General features: G+C 66.8%; 15 protein-coding genes. 6 read left to right on the top strand and 9 right to left on the bottom strand.

The features are described from left to right. The first annotated feature begins 63 nt into the window (after positions 1-63). From OEJ37_RS04725 to OEJ37_RS04710, 4 genes are read left to right on the top strand one after another with little or no spacing between them, the layout of a single operon-like run. Entirely contained in the window at positions 64-1,275 is a 1,212-nt protein-coding gene (locus OEJ37_RS04725; RefSeq protein WP_263343341.1) for a beta-ketoacyl-[acyl-carrier-protein] synthase family protein, read from the top strand. Between the two features lie 8 nt (positions 1,276-1,283). Then, complete coding sequence (locus OEJ37_RS04720) at positions 1,284-2,099, top strand: beta-ketoacyl synthase chain length factor (protein ID WP_263343339.1); 816 nt, start codon at positions 1,284-1,286, stop codon at positions 2,097-2,099. After that, positions 2,099-2,602 (top strand): hotdog family protein, encoded by a 504-nt coding sequence (locus tag OEJ37_RS04715; RefSeq protein WP_263343338.1) that lies wholly within the window; start codon positions 2,099-2,101, stop codon positions 2,600-2,602. Before OEJ37_RS04720 ends, OEJ37_RS04715 begins: the two co-directional genes overlap by 1 nt. Continuing rightward, positions 2,599-2,928 carry a hypothetical protein gene (locus OEJ37_RS04710; RefSeq protein WP_174422093.1) on the top strand — a complete coding sequence of 110 codons (330 nt, stop codon included), beginning with the start codon at positions 2,599-2,601 and terminating at the stop codon, positions 2,926-2,928. Before OEJ37_RS04715 ends, OEJ37_RS04710 begins: the two co-directional genes overlap by 4 nt. Before the next feature lie 90 nt (positions 2,929-3,018). Here the strand turns inward: OEJ37_RS04710 and OEJ37_RS04705 are convergent, their stop codons facing one another. From OEJ37_RS04705 to OEJ37_RS04665, 9 genes are all read right to left on the bottom strand, one after another. Beyond that, entirely contained in the window at positions 3,019-3,225 is a 207-nt protein-coding gene (locus OEJ37_RS04705) for a hypothetical protein (RefSeq protein WP_152860591.1), read from the bottom strand. Positions 3,226-3,334: 109 nt separating this feature from the next. Next, positions 3,335-4,078, bottom strand: a complete 744-nt coding sequence (gene phbB / locus OEJ37_RS04700; RefSeq protein ID WP_152860589.1) for an acetoacetyl-CoA reductase — start codon at positions 4,076-4,078, stop codon at positions 3,335-3,337. Positions 4,079-4,295: 217 nt separating this feature from the next. Further along, positions 4,296-5,477, bottom strand: a complete 1,182-nt coding sequence (locus OEJ37_RS04695) for an acetyl-CoA C-acetyltransferase (RefSeq protein WP_263343332.1) — start codon at positions 5,475-5,477, stop codon at positions 4,296-4,298. Between the two features lie 319 nt (positions 5,478-5,796). Further along, complete coding sequence (gene phaP, locus OEJ37_RS04690) at positions 5,797-6,381, bottom strand: TIGR01841 family phasin (protein WP_034179043.1); 585 nt, start codon at positions 6,379-6,381, stop codon at positions 5,797-5,799. Between the two features lie 504 nt (positions 6,382-6,885). After that, on the bottom strand, positions 6,886-7,650 hold the full coding sequence (locus tag OEJ37_RS04685; RefSeq protein WP_175919409.1) for a ParA family protein: 765 nt from the start codon (positions 7,648-7,650) through the stop codon (positions 6,886-6,888). A 101-nt stretch (positions 7,651-7,751) separates the two neighbouring features. Then, the gene (locus OEJ37_RS04680) at positions 7,752-8,375 is read right to left on the bottom strand and encodes a DNA-3-methyladenine glycosylase (protein WP_263343326.1); all 624 of its coding nucleotides are present in this window, start codon (positions 8,373-8,375) and stop codon (positions 7,752-7,754) included. Beyond that, entirely contained in the window at positions 8,362-8,913 is a 552-nt protein-coding gene (mug, locus tag OEJ37_RS04675; protein ID WP_263343323.1) for a G/U mismatch-specific DNA glycosylase, read from the bottom strand. The genes OEJ37_RS04680 and mug overlap by 14 nt, the downstream gene beginning before the upstream one ends. 119 nt (positions 8,914-9,032) lie before the next feature. After that, the gene (locus tag OEJ37_RS04670) at positions 9,033-9,596 is read right to left on the bottom strand and encodes a single-stranded DNA-binding protein (RefSeq protein ID WP_263343321.1); all 564 of its coding nucleotides are present in this window, start codon (positions 9,594-9,596) and stop codon (positions 9,033-9,035) included. Between the two features lie 102 nt (positions 9,597-9,698). Further along, complete coding sequence (locus OEJ37_RS04665) at positions 9,699-10,886, bottom strand: MFS transporter (RefSeq protein ID WP_034179048.1); 1,188 nt, start codon at positions 10,884-10,886, stop codon at positions 9,699-9,701. A 264-nt stretch (positions 10,887-11,150) separates the two neighbouring features. Here OEJ37_RS04665 and uvrA point away from each other — a divergent pair, with 264 nt between their 5' ends. Further along, a complete protein-coding gene (gene uvrA, locus OEJ37_RS04660; RefSeq protein WP_174421232.1) occupies positions 11,151-14,036 on the top strand; it encodes an excinuclease ABC subunit UvrA in 2,886 nt (961 codons plus the stop codon). Between the two features lie 253 nt (positions 14,037-14,289). After that, positions 14,290-15,372, top strand: coding sequence for an AI-2E family transporter (locus OEJ37_RS04655; protein ID WP_174421233.1), 1,083 nt, complete (start codon positions 14,290-14,292; stop codon positions 15,370-15,372). Positions 15,373-15,394 lie beyond the last annotated feature (22 nt).

Below are 15,394 nucleotides of genomic sequence, written 5' to 3'. Positions count from 1 at the left end.
ACGCGAACGGTGCGCCTGCCAGCCCTGCTGCGGCGCCCGTTCCGGTCACCGGATGCGACCCTCGTGAAACCTCTCCTGCTCTCGCACTTCACCGCCACCAGTTGCATCGGCCGCGGCCTCGATGCGACCCTCGACGCGCTGCACGACGCGCGCGGCGGGCTCGCGCCGTGCGACTTCGAGCGCGCGGATCTCGACACGTGGATCGGGGCGGTGGACGGCGTCGATGCGCAACCCGTGCGCGCGGACCTCGCCGACTTCGAATGCCGCAACAATCGCCTCGCGCAACTCGCCCTCGCGCAGGACGGCTTCGATGCCGGCGTGGCGGCGGCCGTGGCCCGCTACGGCGCGGCGCGCGTCGGCGTGTTCGTCGGCACGAGCACGGCCGGCATCCTCGAGACCGAACGCGCGTACCAGCATCGAGATCCGGCGAGCGGCGCGCTGCCCGCCGACTTCCACTATGCGAACACGCACAACCCGTATTCGGCGGCCGCGTTCGTGCGCACGTATTTCGCGCTGCGCGGGCCGGCGATGGCGATCTCGTCCGCGTGCTCGTCCGGCGCGAAGGTATTCGGCTCCGCGCGCCGCATGATCGAGGCCGGGTTGATCGACGCGGCCGTCGTCGGCGGCGTCGATTCGCTGTGCCTGACGACGCTGTACGGCTTCAACTCGCTCGAACTGCTGTCACGCCTACCGTGCCGGCCATTCGACGTTGCGCGCGACGGCATCTCGATCGGCGAGGCCGCGGCATTCGCGCTCGTCGAACGCGTGCCCGAACCGCCCGCCGCGCTCGACGGCAACGCGATCCTGCTGCTCGGCATCGGCGAATCGAGCGACGCGCACCACATGTCGTCGCCGCATCCGGACGGGCTCGGCGCGCGCGTCGCGATCGAGCAGGCACTCGCGTCCGCCGGCCTCGACACGAACGACATCGATTACGTGAACCTGCACGGCACCGCAACGCCGAGCAACGATGCGGCCGAAAGCCGCGCGGTCGGCGCGCTGCTCGCGAGCACGCCGTGCAGCTCGACGAAGGGCGCGACCGGCCACGCGCTCGGCGCGGCCGGCGCGCTCGAAGCGGTCGTCGCCGCGCTCGCGCTGCGCGAGCAGTTCGTACCGGCCGGCGTCAACACGACGCAGCCCGACCCGGCGCTGGCCGCCGACTACGTGCTCGCGAGCCGCGATACGCGCGTGCGCACCGTGCTTTCCAATTCGTTCGGCTTCGGCGGCACGAATTGCAGCCTGATCCTCGGCCGCGCCGGCCACGTACGCCGTTGAGGCCCGACATGACGCTCACCGCCTTCATCGAAAGCATCGGCCTCGTCGGGCCGGGAATGAACGACTGGCCGCACGCGGCCGACGTGCTCACCGGCCGCACAGCCTATGCGAGCGCACGCACCGTGCTGCCGCCGCCGGCCGGCCTGCCGTCGGCCGAGCGGCGCCGCACGGGCCCCGTCGTGCGCGTCGCGCTCGCGGTCGGCCACGAAGCGGTCGCCGCGAGCGGACGCGATGCGGCCACGCTCGCAACCGTGTTCAGCGCGTCCGGCGGCGACGGCCAGAACTGCCACGCGATCTGCGAAACCCTCGCCGGCGACGATCGCCAGCTGTCGCCTACGCGTTTCCACAACTCCGTGCACAACGCGCCGGCCGGCTACTGGAGCATCGCGACCCGCGCGATGGCGACGTCGAACGTGCTGTGCGCGCACGACGGCAGCTTTGCCGCGGGCCTGCTCGAGAGCCTGTGCCAGGTCGCGGTCGATCGCATGCCGACCCTGCTGATCGCGTACGACACCGACTATCCGGAACCGCTGCACACGGTGCGGCCGATCGACGATGCATTCGGCGTCGCGCTCGTGTTCGCGCCGGAAGCAAGCGAACGTTCGCTCGCCCGCATCGACGTGCAGCTCACCGACGCGCCTGCCACGACGCTCGCGAATGCCGAGCTCGACGCACTGCGTGCCGGCAATCCGGCCGCGCGCGTGCTGCCGCTGCTCGATGCGCTGGCTGCACGGCGTTCGACTCGCGTCGTGCTCGACTATCTGGCCGATACGCGCGTGCAGGTCGACGTCGCGATGCCGGACGCCTTCGCGGAGTGCCCGTGATGGCCGCAACGATCGCGTTGACGCCGCCGCTCGACCACGCATGGATCGCCGCGCATATTCCGCACGGCGGCACGATGTGCGTGCTCGATACGGTCGATACGTGGGACGCCCAACGCATCCGTTGCACCGCGACGAGCCACCACGACCCGCATAACCCGCTGCGCTCGCACGGCCGGCTCGCATCGGTCTGCGGCATCGAATACGCGGCGCAGGCGATGGCCGTGCACGGCGCGCTGCTCGGTGCGCAAGAAGAACGTCCGCGCGTCGGCTATCTGGCGAGCGTGCGCAATGTCGACGCGTTCGTCGACCGGCTCGACACGTTCGACGAGCCGCTCACCGTCGACGCGGAACGCATGAGCGGCGACGGCCGCTCGGTGCTGTACGGCTTCGCGCTGCGCTGCGGCGATCGCGTGCTGCTGACCGGCCGCGCCGCGGTGATGCTCGACGCATCGGCGCCCGGCACGTATGCCCCGCCGCCAGCCGGCAATTCGAATCCTCGATGAAGAGACTTATACAAGGAAACCAGGTCGTGAAAGTTCGTCAGTTCATTGGCACCGCACTCGTTCTGGCGCTGATCAGCCCGATCGCGCATGCGGACATGTCGGAAGTGAAGCAGGACATCAAGCGCGATTCGAAGGAAGCCGCGCACAAGACGGGCGACGCTGCACGCAGCTTCGGCCACGCAACCGCGAGCGCCGCGAAAGCGGTCGGGCACGGAGTCGCCCACGCGTCGCGCGAAGGCTGGGATGCCACCAAGCGCACGACGAAGCGGATCTTCCACAAGAACGACTCGGGCGAGTCGGGTGGCAAGAGCGAAAAGAGCAATTGATCACGCGCATCGCGCGCATCACCGACTGCATGCGCGCGATGCGTGACCGTTCGTCAATCGTGACGCCGCGTTACCACGACGTCGCGGCCGTCAACGCGCGCCGCGCATGCGGCGTGCCGGCCTCGCCGTCCTGCGTGCGAAGCACTTGCCGTACGCGACGAACCAGCAATCGCGATGATCGAAGTTCCGCAGCAACCGCGCGCGGCGCCGCTCCAGCCAGTGGAGCGAGATCGCCATCGTCAGCGCGACGGCCAGTGCCGAGCCGCCGATCAAGAGTCCCATCCAGGTGTCACCCATGCCTTCTCCGGAATGCGAGGCCGAAGCGGCGCGCCTGCCGCCGCTCCGGCACTGGATACAGCGGAACGCGGCCCGGCACGTGCGCGAACGCGGTCCGGGCCGCCGCGCGTCAGTGCATGTGCTGGCCGCCGTTGATCGCGATGTTGGAGCCCGTCACGAAACCGGCCTCGTCCGAGCACAGGTAGGCGACCAGCGCCGCGACTTCCTCGGGCTTGCCGAGCCGGCCCGCCGGAATCTGCGGGAGGATCTTCGTGTCGAGGATGTCCTGCGGGATCGCCGTGACCATCTTCGTCGCGAGGTAGCCCGGCGACACCGTGTTCACCGTCACGCCCTTACGCGCGACCTCGAGCGCGAGCGATTTGGTGAACCCGTGCATGCCGGCCTTCGCGGCCGCGTAGTTGGTCTGGCCGACCGAACCCTTCGAGCCGTTCACTGACGAGATGTTGACGATGCGACCCCAGCCGCGCTCGACCATGCCTTCGCAGACAGGCTTCGTCATGTTGAACACGGAATCGAGGTTCGTGCGGATCACGGCGTCCCAGTTCACCTTGTCGAGCTTGCGCAGCGTCATGTCGCGCGTGATGCCTGCGTTGTTCACGAGAATGTCGACCGGGCCGACGTCCCGCACGATCTTCTCGATGCATTGCTGGCACGAATCGTGATCGGCCACGTCCACCGGGTACGCATGGAACTCGCGGCCGGCCGCCTGCATCTCGGTCAGCCAGCGGTCGGCGCCGGTGTTGTTCGGCGAATACGTGACGACTACCCGGTGGCCCGCGTCGTTCAACCTGATGCTGACTGCTTCGCCGAGACCGCCCATTCCACCTGTCACAACTGCAATTCGCTTAGTCATCCTATAAATTACCGACAAAAAAGTAATCGATGAATGCGGGGCGACGGCATCGCACATGCTGCCGCCCCACCGCTTCGATGCGCAGCCGCCCGCGTCGCGGGCGCGGCACGCACCGGAACATCGCGCTTGTTGTTGGCTGCTTGTCGTGCGCGAAAACCGCTTCACGCGGATGCTGCGCGGGCCGGCGCCGCATCCGCGCGATGTTTTCAGACCCGGCTCAGACGCGCTCGACCGCGAGCGCGACGCCCATCCCGCCGCCGATGCACAGCGACGCCAGCCCGCGCTTCGCATCGCGCTTGACCATCTCGTGCAGCAGCGTCACCAGGATCCGGCAGCCCGACGCACCGATCGGGTGACCGATCGCGATCGCCCCGCCGTTCACGTTCACTTTCGACGTGTCCCAGCCCATCTGCTTGTGCACCGCCAGCGCCTGCGCCGCGAACGCCTCGTTGATCTCCATCAGGTCCAGGTCGCCCGGCGTCCAGCCCGCGCGCTCCAGGCACCGGCGCGACGCCGGCACCGGACCCATCCCCATCACGCTCGGATCCACGCCCGCGTTCGAGTACGCCTTGATCCGCGCCAGCGGCGTCAGGCCCAGCGCCGCCGCCTTCTGCGCCGACATCACCAGCACCGCCGCCGCGCCGTCGTTCAGGCCCGACGCGTTCGCCGCCGTCACCGTGCCGTCCTTCGAGAACGCCGGCTTCAGCCCCGCCAGCGATTCCGCCGTCACGCCGTGACGCACGAATTCATCGGTCGCGAACTGCAGCGGCTCGCCCTTGCGTTGCGGAATCGACACCGGCACGATCTCGTCGTCGAAGCGCCCGGCCTTCTGCGCCGCTTCCGCCTTATTCTGCGACAGCGCCGCGAACGCGTCCTGCTCGTCGCGCGTAATGCCGTATTCCTTCGCGACGTTCTCCGCCGTGATGCCCATGTGGTACTGGTTGTACACGTCCCACAGCCCGTCGACGATCATCGTGTCGACCAGCTTCGCGTCGCCCATCCGGAACCCGTCTCGCGAGCCCGGCAGCACGTGCGGCGACGCGCTCATGTTCTCCTGGCCGCCCGCGATCACGATCTCCGCGTCGCCCGCGACGATCGCATTCGCCGCCAGCATCACGGCCTTCAGGCCCGAGCCGCACACCTTGTTGATCGTCATCCCAGGCACCGCCGCCGGCAGCCCGGCCTTGATCAGCGACTGCCGCGCCGGGTTCTGCCCCGAGCCGGCCGTCAACACCTGGCCCATGATCACTTCGCTGATCTGCTCGGGCTTCACGCCCGCACGCTCCAGCACCGCGCGGATCACCGTCGCGCCCAGCTCCGGCGCCGCAATCTTCGCAAGCGAGCCGCCGAATTTGCCGACCGCGGTCCGCGCGGCCGATACGATCACTACGTCCGTCATGTTCAGTTCCTGCATCGAAATCAAGTTCGTCGTTCTGACGCCGGCACGCGCCGGCTGCAACCGGCGACGGCGCACGTCGGGCCATCCGGCGCGATAAAGGTCGCACGCCGCCGCGCCACGAGCCGCGCCCGGTCGCACCGGCGGCACACCGGCACGGCCCGCACATGCACCGGCGCCTTGCGGCAAACCGGGGGTTCCACGCACTGCGCGGCACACGCGGTGCGCGGCGCCGCCCGGCGCCGATCAATCGTGTCGCGCCTGCGCGCGACACGCGCTCACGTCCGCGGTTACGTCCGCGGTTACGTCCGCGGTTTCGTCGTTACGCAGCCGATTCGCGCGCAGCCGCTGCGTCCTTGCGTGCGGCGGCTGCCGTCTGCTTGCCGCCGCGCGTGGCCGTTTCGCTGACCGCATCGAAGCTGCTCTGCGCGGCTTCGATCGCCTGACCCGTCGCTGCGCGCACGGAGTCGGCCGCGGCCGTCGCCGCGGACAGCGCCGAATTCAGTGCGGCCACCACCGGTGCCGAGCCGGCCGGCGCATGCTTCGACAGCTCGCCGATCACGTCCTTCAGGCGCTTGTCGTTCTGTTCGTATTGCGCCTGCGCGACCTTCGCCCATTCGGATTGCGTCGACACCGCGATGTCGAACAGATGACGGCCGTACGACACGACCTTGCCGGCCGCTTCCTGCGGTACGGCTGCCTGCTGCGCGAAACCCGCGGCCGGATTGCTGCTGTTGAAGGCGTTCTTCAGCTTGTCCTCGTATTCCTCGAGCGCCGTCCGGGCCGCCTGCAGGTTGAGTTCGACGACAGCCTCGAAACCCTTGATCGCCGGACGGGCGATCGCGAACCACGCGGCGATACCGGATTGATAATCGGCGGCGAATTTTTCGGGGGCAAATACGGACATCGGGCACGCTCCTGTTAGCAATGCGAGAGACGACGTAAAGAAAATAGAAGCCAGATCGATAGCCGACTTCCTTATTGACAACCCGCCACTCATTTGAGCACGAGAAGTTGAAGGAAGCCATTCTAGATCGATTAATTGTCAATAAAATGGCATTAATGCTAGGTATAAACCCTTACACCCCTTCGAGCGGCCACCGGCGCCCGCGACGCGTCGATATCACGTAGAAAATACCGCAGCGTCCGGTCCCGCAATGTCTTCTTTTACCTTTTTACAGGATAGCGCATCGTGACATCGCGCAACATTTACCAATTCACTATTCCGTTTATTAGAAAACCGGCGACCATTGAAAATGGAGCAGTCGCTTATGTAATCGTTTTTTTCGGATTTATTATGAAATCGTTTCCGGGATTATTAATGACGGAATCAATGATCGGACGAATTTCGGGTCGTAATAAAAAAAGCGCGGCCGTATGAAACGGCCGCGGTCGGCGCCGGCGCGCGCGATCAGCCGGCCAGTTCGCGATGCAGTGCGAGGAATTCCTGCGCGAGCTTGTGTCCAGGCTCGAGGTGAATCACCGGCTTGGACTGCTGATGCGACTCGCGAATCTTCACCGACGCCGACAGCCTCGACGCGAGCACCGGCAGCCCTTCGTCGACGAGCTCGTCGACCAGCCGTTGCGGCAGGCTCGCGCGCGGCTGGAACTGGTTGATGACGATCCCCTCCACCTCGAGCGCCGCGTTGTGGTCCTGCTGGATTTCCTTCACGTTCTCGAGCAGCGTGTACAGTGCGCGGCGCGAGAAATCGTCGCAATCGAACGGGATCAGGCAGCGCTCGACCGCGATCAGCGCCGAGCGCGTGTAGAAATTCAGCGCGGGCGGCGTGTCGATGTACACGGCGTCGTACGTGTCGAGCTCGTTCAGCGCGTCGCGCAGCTTGTAGATCTTGTAGCGCGATTCGAGCTTGCCGTGCAGCGTGTCGAGGTCCGGATGCGCGGGCATCACGTCGAGCCCTTCGAACGGGGTCGGATGGATGAACGACGCGACGTCGACCGGACGGAAGTTGAAGGTCAGCGCGGTTTCGAAGAAGCCGGCGACGCCCGGTTGCGCATCGGCCGCGGCATCGCCGAGCAGGTAGCGCGTGGAGTTCGCCTGCGCATCGAGGTCGATGACGAGCGTGCGCAGCCCTTCGCGCGCGCTGATCGCCGCCAGGTTGCAGACGATCGTCGATTTGCCCACGCCGCCCTTCTGGTTGAATACGACCCGCCGCATGGTGTCTCCTCGATCGAAACGTCGAAACGAGCAGCTTAGCCGGTCAATAATGGCGGCAACGTGACGCAGATCGAATTACGCGCGATTGTGGGCGGCACGCATCAGATGCGCGGCAGCGCCCCCGACACATATCGATTGCCGGGCACGCTCCATCGCCACGGCAGATCCTTGCCGACGCGAATGCCGATGCGCGGCCCGCCCGCCAGATCCGTGGGCGGCGCCAATCCGTCGTCCACGATCGCGAACCCTTCGCGTGCGTCAACCAGATCGACGCCATCCTGCGCGCCGCCGATCCCCATCGCCTGCGTCAACCGCGCCGGCCCGCGGCACAGATCGCGATCGCGCGTCAGCGGCGGCCGTGCCGCACGCATCCGTTCGAGCCCGTGCAGCGGTTCCAGCGCACGGATCAGCACGCCCGTTCCGATGCCGTCCGGGCCGCACACGCAATTGCAGCACCAGTGCATGCCGTACGTGAAATAGACGTACAGGTGCCCAGGCGGCCCGAACATCGTCGCATTGCGCGGCGTCTTGCCGCGATAGGTATGCGCCGCCGGGTCGATCGCACCCGCATAGGCTTCCACCTCGACGATGCGGCCGGCCCGGCCGTCGGCTGCCGCGAGGATCTTGTTGAGCAGTTGCGGTGCGACGTCGGTGGCCGCGCGATCGAAAAATGCACGCGGCAACACAGTGCCCGGCCATGGGGATGCCGTCTTACCGAGTCGCATCCGGCTGCCCCTCGGGCTGACGACCGGAAGCGGTCCTCGCGTGCAGATAAAGCTGACGGTACGCATCGACCAGATCGCCGAGGCCGAACGCAAGATTTCTCCCGCTGGGATTGGGCAGCACCCAGACGCTCGCGCGCTGCATGCGCGCCGGCTGCAATCCCCATGCAATTTCGCGTTGCCCCGAAAGCGCCGAGTACGCCGCCTTGCCGAGAAAGGCGACAAAGCGCGGCCCATAACGCGCTACCTTCTGCTCGAACTCCGCGGCCACGGCGATGAATTCCGCGCGCGAAAGCTGATCGGCACTCGCGGTCGGCCGCTTCACCACCGCCGTCAGGCCGCAGCCGTACCGGAGTATCGCGCGATCGTCGTGCGGAGGAATTTCCGTTGGCGTGAAACCCGCGAGATGAATCACGCGCCAGAAGCGGTTGCTTCTCCCCGCGAAGTGATGCCCCGTCGCGGCGGCAGTCATGCCGGGGTTGATCCCGCAGAACAGCACGTCGAGATGCGCAGCGATGAGGTCGGGGAGTTCGTCAGCCACGGTTCGCCTGCAGTGCGGAGACAAGGACGTAAACGAAGCAAGGCCCGAAGACCCGGGCCAAGCAACCGGCTTGACTCGGACATTCGGGCCCATCGTGATGCGGGATGCCGACTTGCCGATCAGAACGGAATATCGTCGTCCATCTCGTCGAAGCCGCCGCCTGCCGGTGCGCTCGGACGGCTCTGCGCGCCGCCGCCAGCACCGCCAGCACCGCCGCGCGCCGCGCCGCCGGCACGACCGCCGCCGCCACCGGCGCGTTCCGCCTGCTCGCCGCGACCGCCGCCACCACCACCGTAGCCGCCGCCGTAACCGCCTTCGTCACCGCCGCCACCGCCGCCGCCCGCACCGCCGCGGCCGCCGAGCATCTGCATCTGGTCCGCGACGATTTCGGTCGAGTAACGATCCTGGCCGTCCTGGCCTTGCCACTTGCGCGTGCGGATGCGGCCTTCGATATAGACCGACGAACCCTTCTTCAGGTATTCGCTGACGATTTCCGCCAGCCGGCCGAAGAACGCGACGCGATGCCACTCGGTCATTTCCTTGAAATCGCCGCTTGCCTTGTCCTTGTAGCGGTCGGTCGTCGCGAGACGGATGTTCGCAACCGCGTCGCCGCTCGGCAGGTAACGGACTTCAGGATCGGCGCCGAGATTGCCGACGAGGATGACCTTGTTGACGGATGCCATGTGTTTCTCCAGTAAATTCGATGCCGGGCCGCCCGCGCATGCGTCGGAGCGGCCCGCCGGGCAAGCCCGCGAACGCCGCCGGTGCCTGCCCGAAAAATAGGTTCAGGCCTTGCGCGGCGGCGCTTTCATGCTGGCCGCGATTATAAGCCACGCGGCAACCAGCCCTGAGCACGCGTAAAACACGGTATTCGCGCCGCCGTGCTTCAGCAGCCAGCCGCCCGCGATGCCGCCGAGCGCGAGCCCGATCGACTGCGTGGTGTTGTAGACGCCCGTGGCCGCGCCCTTGCGCGAACCCGGCGCGAGCTTCGACACGAGCGACGGCTGCGACGCTTCCAGGATGTTGAACCCGAGGAAGTAGACGAACAGGATCGCCGCCACAATCAGAATGGTATGCGGCGCGCTGCCCAGCAGCAATTGGCCGATCAGGATAGCCAGAATGCCGCCGAGCAGCACCGGCTTCATCTTGCCCCGCTTTTCCGCGACGATGATCGCCGGGACCATCATCACGAACGCGAGCCCCATCACCGGCAGGTAGACCTTCCAGTGCGCGGCGACCGGCAGCCCGCCGTCGACGAGCAGGCGCGGCACGACGAGGAACAGCGCCGTCTGCGTCGCATGCAGCACCAGCACGCCGAAGTTCAGGCGCAGCAGTTCGACGTTGTGCAGCACCTCGGCGAACGGCGCGGGCACGTGCACGGGCTTCGCCGCGTCGGGCACGATCCACACCACGACGCCGATCGCGAGGATCGACAGCACGCCGACGATCGTGAACAACCCGCTCATCCCGACCCAGTGGAACACGATCGGCGCACCAACGATCGCGACCGCGAACGACACGCCGATCGAGCCGCCGACCATCGCCATCGCCTTCGTGCGGTTCTGCTCGGAAGTCAGGTCGGCGATGAACGCGAGCACCGCTGACGATACGGCGCCCATCCCCTGGATCACGCGGCCGACGATGATCCACGTGATGTCGTGCGCGAACGCGGCGACGAAGCTGCCGAGCGCGAAGATCACGAGGCCCGCGGCGATCACCGGCTTGCGGCCGAACTTGTCGGACGCCCAACCGTAGAAAATGTAGAACAGCGACTGCGTGACGCCGTAGGCCCCGAGCGCGATGCCGACGAGCAGCACGTTGTCGCCGCCCGGGATGGTTTTCGCGTAGACCGAGAACACCGGCATGATCATGAACAGGCCGAGCATGCGCAGCGCGAAGATCGCCGCGAGCGACGTGGTCGCGCGCAACTCGGGCGCGGTCATGCGGGAAGACGTGGCGGACGGATTGGACATCGGGAATGAATTTCGAATGATCGGTGTGCCCGCCCGGCAGCGGACGGCGGAAGATCAGGACCGGCGGCCCGGCAGGCCTGGCAGGCGACGCGTCGGGGCAGGATTCGGCAGCCTGCAGGCCACCCGGAACCACGCGGCGCGACCGCTTTCCCCGGCGCAGGCGCCGCCTTGCTGTCACCTGCTGTAAAGGCTGGGGACCCCAAACGACGGTCTCGAAAAGCCGTTATAGTAGCAGGTTTGGTTCCCTCCATTTTCGCCAGGTTCATGGAACAGATCCGTATCCGTGGGGCACGTACCCACAACCTGAAAAACGTCAATCTCGACCTGCCGCGCCACAAGCTGATCGTGATTACCGGGTTGTCAGGGTCGGGCAAGTCGTCGCTCGCGTTCGATACCCTTTATGCCGAGGGCCAGCGCCGCTACGTCGAAAGCCTTTCCGCGTATGCCCGCCAGTTCCTGCAGTTGATGGAGAAACCGGACGTCGACCTGATCGAGGGCCTGTCGCCCGCGATCTCGATCGAGCAGAAGGCGACATCCCACAACCCGCGTTCGACCGTCGGCACGGTCACGGAAATCCACGACTACCTGCGACTTTTGTACGCACGTGTCGGCACGCCGTACTGCCCCGACCACGACATCCCGCTCGAGGCGCAGAGCGTGTCGCAGATGGTCGACGCGGCGCTCGCGTTGCCCGAGGAAACCAAGCTGATGATCCTCGCGCCCGTCGTCGCGAACCGCAAGGGCGAGCACGCCGAGCTGTTCGAGGAGATGCAGGCGCAGGGCTTCGTGCGCTTTCGCGTGCGCTCGGGCGGCGGCACCGCGAACGAAGGTGTCGCGAAGATCTACGAGGTCGAGTCGCTGCCGAAGCTCAAGAAGAACGACAAGCACACGATCGACGTCGTCGTCGATCGCCTGAAGGTGCGCCCGGACATGAAGCAGCGCCTCGCCGAATCGTTCGAGACGGCGCTGCGCCTCGCCGACGGCCGCGCGATCGCGCTCGAGATGGATACCGACCACGAGCACCTGTTCAGCTCGAAGTTCGCGTGCCCGATCTGCTCGTACTCGCTGCAGGAGCTCGAGCCGCGCCTGTTCTCGTTCAACAACCCGATGGGCGCGTGCCCGGAATGCGACGGCCTCGGCCAGATCACGTTCTTCGACCCGAAGCGGGTCGTCGCGCACCCGTCGCTGTCGCTCGCCGCGGGCGCCGTGAAGGGCTGGGACCGCCGCAACCAGTTCTACTTCCAGATGCTGCAGAGCCTCGCGGCGTTCTACGAGTTCGACATCGACGCCGCGTTCGAGGATCTGCCGGAAAAAATCAGGAAGGTGCTGCTGTTCGGCTCGGGCAAGCAGACGATCCCGTTCTCGTACATCAACGAGCGCGGCCGCACGACGATCCGCGAGCACGTGTTCGAAGGGATCATCCCGAACCTCGAGCGCCGCTACCGCGAGACCGATTCGGTCGCGGTGCGCGAAGAACTGTCGAAATACCAGAACAACCAGCCGTGCCCGTCGTGCGAAGGCACGCGCCTGCGCCGCGAGGCGCGCCACGTGCGGATCGGCACGGGCGACTACGCGCGCGGCATCTATGAAATCAGCGGCTGGCCGCTGCGCGACGCGCTCGGCTATTTCGACGGGCTCACGCTCGAAGGCGCGAAACGCGAGATCGCCGACAAAGTGATCAAGGAAATCGTCGCGCGCCTGACGTTCCTGAACAACGTCGGCCTCGACTACCTGTCGCTCGAGCGCAGCGCCGAAACACTGTCGGGCGGCGAAGCGCAGCGGATCCGGCTCGCGTCGCAGATCGGCTCGGGCCTGACAGGCGTGATGTACGTGCTCGACGAGCCGTCGATCGGCCTGCACCAGCGCGACAACGACCGCCTGATCGGGACGCTCAAGCACCTGCGCGACCTCGGCAACTCGGTGATCGTCGTCGAGCACGACGAGGACATGATCCGCACGGCCGACTACGTCGTCGACATGGGCCCCGGCGCGGGCGAACACGGCGGCGTGGTGGTGGCCGAAGGCACGCCGAAGCAGGTGCAGTCGAACCCGCAGTCGCTGACGGGCCAGTACCTGCTCGGCAAGCGCACGATCGAGTATCCGGACGAGCGGATCGCACCCGACGCCGAGCGGATGCTGCGCATCGTCGACGCGCACGGCAACAACCTGAAGCACGTCGATCTCGAGCTGCCGGTCGGCCTGCTGACCTGCATCACCGGCGTGTCGGGCTCCGGCAAGTCGACGCTGATCAACGACACGCTGTATCACGCGGTCGCGCGCCACCTGTACGGCTCGTCGGCCGAGCCGGCGCCGCACGAGGCGATCGAGGGCCTCGAGCACTTCGACAAGGTGATCAACGTCGACCAATCGCCGATCGGCCGCACGCCGCGCTCGAACCCGGCCACGTACACGGGCCTGTTCACGCCGATCCGCGAGCTGTTCTCGGGCGTGCCGACCTCGAAGGAGCGCGGCTACGATCCGGGCCGCTTCTCGTTCAACGTGAAGGGCGGCCGCTGCGAATCGTGCCAGGGCGACGGCGTGCTGAAGGTCGAGATGCACTTCCTGCCGGACGTCTACGTACCGTGCGACGTGTGCCACGGCAAGCGCTACAACCGCGAAACGCTCGAAGTGCAGTACAAGGGCAAGAACATCAGCGAAGTGCTCGACATGACGGTCGAGCATGCGTACGAGTTCTTCAGCGCGGTGCCGGTCATCGCGCGCAAGCTGAAGACGCTGCTCGACGTCGGCCTCGGCTACATCCGCCTCGGCCAATCGGCCACGACGCTGTCGGGCGGCGAGGCGCAGCGCGTGAAGCTGTCGCTGGAGCTGTCGAAGCGCGACACGGGCCGCACGCTGTACATCCTCGACGAGCCGACCACCGGCCTGCACTTCCACGACATCGCGCTGCTGCTCGAGGTGATCCACCGGCTGCGCGACCAGGGCAATACGGTCGTGATCATCGAGCACAACCTCGACGTGATCAAAACGGCCGACTGGGTGATCGACCTCGGCCCCGAGGGCGGCGCCGGCGGCGGCCAGATCATCGCCCAGGGCACGCCCGAGCAGGTCGCGAAGACGAAGGCGAGCTTCACCGGCAAGTACCTCGCGCCGCTGCTCAAGCGTTCGACCCGCAAGGTCGCGGCCGGCTGACGCTCATTCCGCCGTCCCGGCCCTTCCCGCGCGCGGCCACCCGGCCGCGCGCGACCGTTGGCGGCACGCCGTCCGCCCCTCGTTTTCCCTTCTGCGTTTACACCATGCGCCAAACGGCCCGGTTGCGGACCATAATGGCAGCTATACTTTACGGTCGTAAGGTTCGCCGTCCGCACCAATCCGGTGCGGCGCCGGGCGAGCCCGGCTCTGCCGCGCGCTGCACGGCATGACACACGAACGACAGGAATCCACGATGGAGAAGCAACAAGAGCCGCGCGACGCGCAGAGCCGCGAGCCGCACCTGCGCAGCGTGCGGCTGACGAGCGACTTCAGCCTGCCGAGGCTGTCGGCACTCGAGATCGGCAGCTATCTCTTCGCGATCGTCACGATGTGGCTCGTCCTCGAGCTCAAGCTGCTCGGCGGGCTGCTGGCCGGCCTGCTCGTCTACCAGCTGATCCACACGATCGCGCCCGTGATCGAACGCCACACGACGAGCATGCGCGCGCGCTGGGTCGCCGTCGTGCTGCTGGCGATCGTGATCGTCGGCGGGCTCACGGGCCTGACGATCGGCATCATCGAGCATTTCGAGCACACGGTGCCGAACCTGCAGAGCCTGCTCGACCAGTTGATGCAGATCGTCGAGCAAACCCGAGCGCGCACGCCGGCGTGGATCGCGAACCTGCTGCCGGTTGACGTCGAGCAGATGAAGACGAAGGCGGCCGTGCTGATGCACTCGCACATGGACCAGCTCCAGCAGAGCGGCAAGAGCGTCGCGCGCGGCTTCGGCCACGTGCTGTTCGGGATGATCATCGGCGCGATGATCGCGATCGGCGTCGAGCATGGCAAGGTACGCCGGCCGCTGTCGACCGCGCTCGTCACGCGCGTATCGCGCTTCTCCGATGCATTCCGCCGGATCGTGTTCGCGCAGATCAAGATCTCGGCGATCAACGCGACGTTCACGGGCATCTACCTGCTCGTCGCACTGCCGATCTTTCACGAGCGGCTGCCGCTGTCGAAGACGCTCGTGCTCGTCACGTTCATCGTCGGCCTGCTGCCGGTGATCGGCAACCTGATCTCGAACACGCTGATCGTCGCCGTATCGCTGTCGGTCAGCATGGGCACCGCAATCGCGTCGCTCGTGTTCCTCGTGGTCATCCACAAGCTCGAATACTTCCTGAACGCGAAGATCATCGGCGGCCAGATCGAGTCGCGCGCGTGGGAGCTGCTGCTCGCGATGCTGATCATGGAGGCCGCGTTCGGGCTGCCGGGCGTGATCGCCGCGCCGATCTTCTATGCGTACCTGAAACGCGAGCTGTACCTGCTGCGGCTGATCTGAAACCCGCGTCTCGGGCGACAAA

It is taken from the genome of Burkholderia sp. BKH01 (genome assembly GCF_025685725.1).
Lineage (GTDB): Bacteria > Pseudomonadota > Gammaproteobacteria > Burkholderiales > Burkholderiaceae > Burkholderia > Burkholderia pyrrocinia_C.
The sequence above is the reverse complement of the archived record's forward strand: the minus strand, read 5'-3'. Positions and strand labels throughout refer to the sequence as shown.